The sequence below is a fragment of the Burkholderia sp. AcTa6-5 genome (assembly GCF_017815075.1).
In the GTDB taxonomy this organism is placed as follows: Bacteria; Pseudomonadota; Gammaproteobacteria; order Burkholderiales; family Burkholderiaceae; genus Burkholderia; species Burkholderia sola.
This window is the reverse complement of the sequence record NZ_JAGIQE010000052.1, coordinates 1-8,118: the sequence shown is the minus strand read 5'-3', so window position 1 is coordinate 8,118 and position 8,118 is coordinate 1. Positions and strand designations below refer to the sequence as shown.

The 8,118-nt window shown below is 67.3% G+C and carries 9 protein-coding genes; 8 read left to right on the top strand and 1 reads right to left on the bottom strand.

The genetic code is table 11. The features are described 5' to 3' along the window. Positions 1–264: 264 nt before the first annotated feature. Positions 265–1,539 (bottom strand): SGNH/GDSL hydrolase family protein, encoded by a 1,275-nt coding sequence (locus J8I33_RS34075; RefSeq protein WP_209926118.1) that lies wholly within the window; start codon positions 1,537–1,539, stop codon positions 265–267. Between the two features lie 200 nt (positions 1,540–1,739). Between J8I33_RS34075 and paaA the strand changes: the two genes are divergently transcribed. The 8 genes from paaA (at position 1,740) to J8I33_RS34035 (ending at position 7,986) form a co-directional block, all read left to right on the top strand. After that, a complete protein-coding gene (gene paaA, locus J8I33_RS34070; RefSeq protein WP_209939984.1) occupies positions 1,740–2,738 on the top strand; it encodes a 1,2-phenylacetyl-CoA epoxidase subunit PaaA in 999 nt (332 codons plus the stop codon). A 35-nt stretch (positions 2,739–2,773) separates the two neighbouring features. After that, a complete protein-coding gene (gene paaB, locus J8I33_RS34065; RefSeq protein WP_006482881.1) occupies positions 2,774–3,058 on the top strand; it encodes a 1,2-phenylacetyl-CoA epoxidase subunit PaaB in 285 nt (94 codons plus the stop codon). 10 nt (positions 3,059–3,068) lie between these two features. After that, positions 3,069–3,872, top strand: coding sequence for a 1,2-phenylacetyl-CoA epoxidase subunit PaaC (paaC, locus tag J8I33_RS34060; protein ID WP_050018276.1), 804 nt, complete (start codon positions 3,069–3,071; stop codon positions 3,870–3,872). Positions 3,873–3,897: 25 nt separating this feature from the next. Then, on the top strand, positions 3,898–4,452 hold the full coding sequence (gene paaD, locus J8I33_RS34055) for a 1,2-phenylacetyl-CoA epoxidase subunit PaaD (protein WP_050018277.1): 555 nt from the start codon (positions 3,898–3,900) through the stop codon (positions 4,450–4,452). A gap of 2 nt (positions 4,453–4,454) precedes the next feature. Beyond that, positions 4,455–5,543, top strand: a complete 1,089-nt coding sequence (paaE, locus tag J8I33_RS34050; protein ID WP_209926121.1) for a 1,2-phenylacetyl-CoA epoxidase subunit PaaE — start codon at positions 4,455–4,457, stop codon at positions 5,541–5,543. 128 nt (positions 5,544–5,671) lie between these two features. Further along, the gene (locus J8I33_RS34045) at positions 5,672–6,484 is read left to right on the top strand and encodes a DUF1835 domain-containing protein (RefSeq protein ID WP_124595289.1); all 813 of its coding nucleotides are present in this window, start codon (positions 5,672–5,674) and stop codon (positions 6,482–6,484) included. A 16-nt stretch (positions 6,485–6,500) separates the two neighbouring features. Beyond that, the gene (locus J8I33_RS34040; RefSeq protein WP_006482923.1) at positions 6,501–7,106 is read left to right on the top strand and encodes a TetR/AcrR family transcriptional regulator; all 606 of its coding nucleotides are present in this window, start codon (positions 6,501–6,503) and stop codon (positions 7,104–7,106) included. A gap of 232 nt (positions 7,107–7,338) precedes the next feature. Next, positions 7,339–7,986: a GNAT family protein gene (locus tag J8I33_RS34035; RefSeq protein ID WP_124556854.1), complete on the top strand. Its 648-nt coding sequence runs from the start codon at positions 7,339–7,341 to the stop codon at positions 7,984–7,986. The last annotated feature ends 132 nt before the right edge of the window (positions 7,987–8,118 follow it).

Here is an 8,118-nt window from a genome sequence, read left to right as displayed (position 1 = left end):
TTGCGACTGCGGGGCTCAACTTCCTGTACCGCCAAGGCTCGCTACGACCGAACCCCAACAGCACCGCTTCCCTTCCTTCCGCGCCGCGTTTCCGTTAGCGCGAAAGAGGCGTGATTCTATGCATCCGCCCCTATCCGCGCAAGCCCTTTGTGAAGAAAGTTTGAAAAAGCCTCCGCGCGCACGGAGGCTTCTGGCTCGACGGACGATGTCGCGCTGCCGGCCCGCAGGCCGTCGGCAACCTTTCCCTCTATATATAGAGGCGCGTCATTTGCCGCCCACCGCAGCCCGCAGTTGCTCGATCGGCACCGCATCGGCCATCGCCGTGTAGCCCGCATCGCTCGGATGGATGCCGTCGCCGCTATCGTATCGGCGCTGCAGCACGCTCGGGCGCGCCGGATCGCGCAGCACAGCGTCGAAGTCCACCACGCCGTCGAACCCGCCTCCGCTCCGGATCCACCGGTTCACCTCGAGCCGGATCGCTTCGCGTCCGGCCGGCAACGCCGCCGGCGTCAGCGTCGCGCCGAAGACCCTCACGCCCTGGCGATGCGCCGCGTCGATCAGCCGGCGATAGCCGTCGATCAGCGACGCGGCGGTCACCTGCGTATGCGGGTGATCGCAATCGAGCCCCGCGCGCGGCGGCATCGCCGCAAAGTTGATGTCGTTGATCCCGATCAGCACGATCACCGCCTTCACGCCCGAGCGCGACAGCGCGTCACGCTCGAACCGCGACGCCAGCGACGTGCCGTAACACGCGGAATCGCTGAGCAGCCGGTTCCCGCTGATGCCGAGATTCACGACGCCGATCGAATCGGCACTCGACGCCATCAGCCGGCGTGCGAGCGCGTCGGGCCAGCGACGGTTCCGGTTCACGCTGGAGCGCAACCCGTCGGTGATCGAATCGCCGATCGCGGCGACGCTGCCGCGTGCGGAGCCGGCTTCGACGGCAAGTTCCGTCACCCATGCATATTGAGTAAAGCGGGTGCGGAACACGTCGGCGCCCGGATTGCCCACGTGATCGCCCGGCGCGGACACATAGTTGAACTGGTTCGACACGCGATGCCAGACCGTCATCCGCTGGTTCGGCCCCATCTGGAGACTAATCGCATACGGCTGCGCGGCCGTCACGTCGATCGACACCGGATCGCTTTCGCGCGCCTGGCCCGGGGCGAGCGTCACCGACGCGCTGCCGCCGAACCGGACCGGCACCACCGCGCCGCCGGCGAGCGCGGCCCCTTCGCCGGCACGCGCGAGGCTCGCGGCCTCGACGACCAGCGGCGCGCGACCGTAGGCGTTGCTCACGCGAATCCGCGCGGCCCGCCCCGACACGGTCGGGTAGACGATCTGCCGCACGGTTCTCCCGGCCACGTCGGGTGCGCGATAGAGCGGCGGCGGTGCGGCGAGGTCAGGAATCGGCTGCAGCGCGGTCGCCCACGCGGCGACCCAACCCACCGGCGAGCCCGACGCCGCCGACGCCGCAAGCGGCGACACGAAAACGGCCGCGCCCAGCACGGCCGCGGCGACACTGCTTCGAAATGACATCGGCAAAATCCTCATCGGAAAGCGGGCATTGTGCCGCAGAAGACGCGAGACCCACGTGCGAGGCCACACGTGCGCGACCGGATCGCGCCCCGACGTCCCTCGTTTACCCGTGTCTCGCCGAAAATTCGCAACAAATTTATTAACCGACCGGTCGGTTGGTTTATACTTCGCACACATTCAACCGGACGAGAGCTTTCGCCATGTACACGCAATCCCTCGACATCCCCGGCAACGTCGCGCCGCTCGACGCCGCAGCCGAGTCGCCCGAACAGGCGCGGTTCGATGCGGTGATGGCCGCGGACGGCAAGATCGAACCGCAGGACTGGATGCCCGATGCATATCGCAAGACGCTGGTACGCCAGATCTCGCAGCACGCGCATTCGGAAGTCGTCGGCATGCTGCCGGAAGGCAACTGGATCTCGCGCGCGCCGAGCCTGAAGCGCAAGGCGATCCTGCTCGCGAAGGTGCAGGACGAAGCCGGCCACGGCCTCTACCTGTACAGCGCGGCCGAAACGCTCGGCGTATCGCGCGATTCGCTGATCGACGCGCTGCACGCCGGCAAGGCGAAATACTCGAGCATCTTCAACTACCCGACGCCGACCTGGGCCGACGTCGGCGTGATCGGCTGGCTCGTCGACGGCGCCGCGATCATGAACCAGATCCCGCTGTGCCGCTGCACGTACGGCCCGTATGCGCGCGCGATGATCCGCGTGTGCAAGGAAGAGTCGTTCCACCAGCGCCAGGGTTTCGACGCGCTGCTGTCGATGATGAAGGGCAGCGACGCGCAACGCGCGATGGTCCAGCAGGCCGTCGACCGCTGGTGGTGGCCGGTACTGATGATGTTCGGCCCGAGCGACGCCGATTCGGTCCACAGCAGCCAGTCCGCGAAATGGGGCATCAAGCGGATCTCGAACGACGACCTGCGCCAGAAATTCGTCGACGCGGCAGTCGATCAGGCAAAGGTGCTCGGCGTGACGCTGCCCGACCCCGACCTGAAATGGAACGAGGCGCGCGGCCACTATGACTACGGCGCGATCGACTGGGACGAATTCTGGCGCGTCGTCAATGGCGACGGCCCGTGCAACAAGGAACGCCTCGCGACTCGCGTGAAAGCACACGAGGACGGCGCCTGGGTGCGCGAAGCCGCGCTCGCGCACGAAGCGAAGCGCCGCGCCCGCGCCGAACAGCACGCCGCCTGAGCGGCACCCCCGAATTCAGGAATCAGGAGAAAGCGATGAACAAGGAATGGCCGATCTGGGAAGTGTTCGTGCGCAGCAAGCAGGGCCTCGACCACAAGCACTGCGGCAGCCTGCACGCCGCCGACGCGACGATGGCGCTGCGCATGGCGCGCGACGTCTACACGCGGCGCCAGGAAGGCGTGAGCATCTGGGTGGTGCCGTCGTCGGCGATCACCGCATCGGACCCGAGCGAGAAGGCCGAACTGTTCGAACCGGCGGGCGACAAGATCTACCGTCACCCGACGTTCTACACGTTGCCCGACGAAGTCAACCACATGTAACGCCCGCGCCATGACGATCACGCCCGAACACCTCTCCTACGTGCTGCGCCTCGCGGACAACGCGCTGATCCTCGGTCAGCGCAACGCCGAATGGTGCGGCCATGGCCCGATCCTCGAGGAAGACATCGCGCTCACCAACATGAGCCTCGACCTCATCGGCCAGGCGCGCATGCTGTATACGCACGCGGCCGAGCTCGAGCGCCAGCTCACCGGCGCGGCGAAGACGGAAGACGATTACGCGTACTTCCGCACCGAGCGCGAGTTCGCGAACTTCACGCTCGCCGAACTGCCGCACTACGGGCCCGTCTCCGGCACCGCACACGCCGACAAGGACTACGCGGTGACGATCGTGCGCAACTTCCTGTACGCGGCGCTGATGCTGCACGTGTGGAGCGCGCTGGAAACGTCGACCGACACGCAGCTCGCCGCGATCGCCGCGAAATCGGTGAAGGAAACCCGCTATCACGTCCAGCATGCGCGCGAATGGCTCGTGCGCCTCGGCGACGGCACCGACGAATCGCACCGCCGCGCGCAGGCCGCGCTCGACTACCTGATGCCGTACACGCGCGAATGCTTCGCCGCCGATGCGATCGACGACGCGATCGTCGCCGCAGGCATCGGCCCGGCGCCGGCCGCGCTCGAGGCCGCGTGGCGCGCGGACGTGGACGACGCGCTCGCGGAGGCCACGCTCGCGCTGCCGGCACCGGTGAAGCACGTGACGACCGGCAAGCAGGGCGAGCATTCGGAACACATGGGCTACCTGCTCGCCGAAATGCAGAGCCTCGCGCGCCAGCACCCCGGCGCGAGCTGGTAACCGGCCCACGCCACGGAGCCCGCCGATGTCCGCCCAGACCGCCGCCCCTACCGCCGCCGCGCACCGCGACGATCCGCTGCTCGCCCACGCGTGGGACGTGCTCGAAGCCGTGCCCGATCCGGAGATTCCGGTCGTGTCGATCCGCGAGCTCGGCATCCTGCGCGACGTCCGCCGCGCGGACGACGGCCAGCTCGAAGTCGTGATCACGCCGACCTACTCGGGCTGCCCGGCGATGTCGCAGATCGCCGAGGACATCGCCGCCGCGCTGCAGGCCGCCGATCTGCCGCCGCACCGGATCGAGACGGTGCTCGCCCCCGCGTGGACGACCGACTGGATCACGCAGGAAGCGCGCGACAAGCTGCGCGCGTACGGCATCGCGCCGCCGGTCGGCCAGTGCGGCAGCGCCGTGCCGCGGGAGAACGTCGTGCGCTTCGTGCCGCGGCCGGTCGCGGCGCCCACCTGCCCGCGCTGCGGCTCCGCGCGCACCGAACGTCTCGCGCAATTCGCGTCCACGGCCTGCAAGGCGCTGTATCGCTGCGTCGACTGCCGCGAACCCTTCGACTACTTCAAACCCTACTGAATATGGCGACCCCGCAATTTCACCCGCTGCGTATCCGCGACGTGCGGCCCGAGACCGCCGACGCCGTGACCGTCTCGTTCGACGTGCCGCCCGAGCTGCGCGACGCGTACCGCTTCACGCAGGGCCAGTTCGTCACGTTGAAGGCCCACATCGACGGCGAGGAGACGCGCCGCTCGTATTCGATCTGCGTCGGCACGACGGACTACGATCGCGACGGCGAACTGCGCATCGGCATCAAGCGCGTGCGCGGCGGCCGCTTCTCGAACTTCGCGTTCGACACGCTGAAGCCCGGCCACACGATCGACGTGATGACGCCGGACGGCCGCTTCTTCACGCACCTGAACGCCGACCATGGCAAGCAGTACGTCGCGTTTTCCGGCGGCTCGGGAATCACGCCGGTGCTCGCGATCGTGAAGACGACGCTCGAACTCGAGCCGCGCAGCACGTTCACGCTGATCTACGGCAACCGCAGCGTCGACGCGATCATGTTCGCGGAGGAGCTCGAGGACCTGAAGAACCGCTACATGAACCGCTTCGTCCTCTATCACGTGCTGTCGGACGACCTGCAGGACGTCGAGCTGTTCAACGGCGTGCTCGACCAGGCGAAATGCGCGGAATTCCTCGCGACGCTGACGCCGGCCGCCGCGATCGACGAGGCGTTCATCTGCGGCCCGGCGCCGATGATGGACGCGGCCGAAGCCGCGCTGAACGCGGCCGGCGTGCCGCAGGCGAAGGTGCACGTCGAGCGCTTCGGCACGCCGCTGCCGCAGGCCGGCGCACCGGTCGTCGAGATCACCGACCAGACGCCGGCCGCCGACCTCGAAATCGTGCTCGACGGCAAGAAGCGCAAGCTGCGTCTGCCGTACGAAGGCGTGAGCCTGCTCGACGTGGGCCTGCGCGCGGGCCTCGCGCTGCCGTACGCATGCAAGGGCGGCGTGTGCTGCACGTGCCGCGCGAAGGTAGTCGAAGGCGAAGTGCGGATGGAGAAGAACTACACGCTCGAGGCGCACGAAGTGAAGGACGGTTTCGTGCTCACGTGCCAGTGCCACCCGATCAGCGACAAGGTCGTCGTGAGCTTCGACGAGCGTTGAGCGGCGTCGCGTCGCGGCGCCTGACGGTTTCTCGCCGTCACACATCTCGCTTACACTAGGGGCCGCCGGCCGGCTGGACATCGCAACGTCCTCCCGGCCGGCGGTTTTCTTTTGTTGACGACAGGCCGATGAGTACCATTCATGTGATTCAGGGCGGCACCGCCGCCGCGTCGCTGCGCGAAGCCCTCGCGCAAGCCGGACGCGACGAGCGCGTCGTCGGTTTGCTCGACGATCTCGGCGTCGGGCCGCTGAAGGGCGCCGACGAGACGCCCGACACGCGCGCCACCTTCTGGCAGCACGTGCTCGGCGACCAGATCCCCGACTGGAACGCGGAAATCGAGGCCGAATTCGCGCGCCTCGACCAGCTCGCGACGGAGACCGGCCAGGTCGTCGTGTGGCACGCGCCGAGCGTCGGCGACAAGCTGCTGCTGCGCCGCGTCGCCTATCACCTGCGCAACGTGCCGCAGCGCCTGAACGAGGTGCGGCTGTCGGCCGCCGATCTCGACGCGGCACAGCGCGCGGCGCTGTCGCGTACCGACCAGGCCTGCGCGACCGGGATGTTCTCGCCCGCGGAACTAGCGCGCAAGCGGCCGGCGGCCGCGCCGGTCTCGGTCCTGCGCATCGGCCGCCTCGCGCTCGAATGGCAGGAAGCGAAACATCTGAACGCCGAACTGCGTTATTGGGTCAGCAACACGATCAAGAGCGGCCACTACGCCGATCTCGACGCGTTGATCGTCGCGCGCGCGGAAACCGACTGGCAGCCCGCGCGACACCTCGTTGGCAGCATCATGGCCGCCGCCGACCGCGGCGGGCTGTTCGTCAGCGACTCGCTCGCGTGGTGGCGCTGTCGCGAACTCGCGGCCGCCGGCCGGCTCGAGCTGCAGGACGACGCGCCCGACGCCCTCTCTTCCACGCAGGTGCGCGCCGCCGCGCACCGCTAATCTTCCGCATTCGACCATGGCCCGAACCCGAGCGCCCGACCACGAATCCCAGCGCGAGCAGATCCTCGACCTGGCCGCCGAGAAATTCGCGCAGACGAGCTACCCGAGTACGTCGATGTCCGATCTCGCGACCGCGAGCGGCACGTCGAAGGCGCGGCTCTATCACTATTACGAGAGCAAGGAAGCGATCCTGTTCGACCTGCTCGACCGCTACACGAAACGGCTGATGCTGATCATCGCCGAGGTCGAGGGCGCGAGCCAGCGGCGCGGCCTCAGCGAGCGCGACGCGTTCGCCGAACTCGTGCGCGCGTTCCTCGCCGAATACGAGACGTCGCACAGCCGCCACGTCGCGCTGCTCAACGACGTGAAGTATCTCGAGGACGCACAGCGTGAAATCGTGCTCGACCGCCAGCGCGACATCGTCGCGGCGTTTACGCGGCAGCTCGCGCGTGCGTACCCGGACCGCATCTCGAAGGAAAACCAGACCTCGGTGACGATGATGGTGTTCGGGATGATCAACTGGACCTTCACGTGGCTGAAGCCGGGCGGCCGCCTCGGCTACCGCGACTTCGCGGAACAGGTGATCGACCTCATCGAGCGCGGGCTGTCGACGGCGGCCTGATTGCCGCGCAGCAGCATGCGTTGCGCGACGGGCACAGCCGACCGCCCGCCGCGCATTTCATATGATGAATTTTAAATTCGCTTAAAATCAATAACTTAAAGAATGAACTAAGCGGTTTTAGAATTCCTCCTCAGCACAAATAACGTCAAATACGGGTTTTCCCCAACCTCGCTCGGGTAAAATGCTGTTGCATTGCACAACCCGCTTGTGCACCCACACTGAGGAACCCACGATGAACACGCAATTCAACGGCCGTGCCGCTGCTGTCGGCAAGGTCGCTACTGCGCCGGTTCTCGTCAGGGAACTGGCTTCCAAAGACCGTGAGCAGATGCTCACCCACTTTCTCTCGCTCGACGAAGAGGACCGCCTGCTGCGCTTCGGCCAGATGGTGCCCGATCACGTGATCGAGAACTATGTCCGCACGCTCGACTTCGGTCGCGATACGGTGTTCGGCGTGTTCGACCACGACCTCGAACTGATCGGCGTCGGCCACCTGGCCTACCTGCCGGCCGAGGGCGACACGCGCACGGCCGAATTCGGCGTGTCGGTGCTCGAAAGCGCGCGCGGCCGCGGCGTCGGCTCGAAACTGTTCGAGCGCGCGGCGATCCGCAGCCGCAACACGCACGTGACGATGCTGTACATGCACTGCCTGTCGCGTAACGCGACGATGATGCACATCGCGAAGAAGTCCGGGATGCGGATCGAGTACGCGTACGGCGAAGCCGATGCGTATCTGTCGCTGCCGCCGGCCGACCACTCGACGATCATCGCCGAGATGCTGCAGGAACAGGCCGCGGTGTTCGACTACGCGATGAAGCGCCAGGCGCGCCGCACGACGAAGTTCATCGAATCGCTGATGCCGGCCACACTGACGGCCTGACGTCGGCCAGCCGGGCCGCGCCTGCGGCGCGCCCGGCGCCCCCCTTCCCCGCCACGCTAGCTGTGAAGCGTCAAGAGGTTGTTTCTCGACGCAGGAAGTCTCGCCATCGGCGCAATGCCGCCGATGGCGCTA